General features: G+C 68.6%; 1 pseudogene. It reads right to left on the reverse strand.

Going from position 1 to position 487, the window contains the following annotated elements:
* A pseudogene (locus EOA28_RS38060) lies at positions 1 to 295 on the reverse strand (SAM-dependent methyltransferase); the annotation flags it as partial.
* Between the last annotated feature and the right edge of the window lie 192 nt (positions 296 to 487).

A 487-nucleotide genomic window follows, 5' to 3' on the forward strand; every position in this document is an offset into this window, starting at 1 on the left:
CGAACGGCACGGTTTCCGGCGGCGCCACCAGGCCCGGGCCGCCGGCGAGAAGCGCTTCGTCCATCTCGACGCGCACGATCTCGCCGACCTTGCCGCTGGCTGCGAGCACCTCGAACGCCGCCGACGTCTGGCAGAACAGCGCGGCCGCCTTGCCGAAGCGGCGCTCGACGGCACCCAGCCGATCGGCAAGGTCTTCGGCCGCTCGCCGCATCAGGAAATCGGCACCCTCGACGGGGCGGGCGAGGGCCCGGCGCTTGCGCGCGAGCCAGAGCTCAGTGTCAATCAAAGGCTGCAATCAAAAGCTTCCTGTTGTCCGCGCCCGCCGGAGTGGTGTTAATGTGGCGAGGGGTTTCCTTTCACGTGGCCGATCCGGTGCACAAGATCAAGACCAGCGCGGTTCAGGACATGACGCGGCAGGCACTGGCCTGGCCGGCGCGTCTGTTGTTTCCGCCGGTTTGCGCCGGCTGCCGTCGCCATGTGTCGCAGC

The organism is Mesorhizobium sp. M2A.F.Ca.ET.067.02.1.1 (assembly GCF_004023285.1).
Taxonomy (GTDB): Bacteria; Pseudomonadota; Alphaproteobacteria; order Rhizobiales; family Rhizobiaceae; genus Mesorhizobium.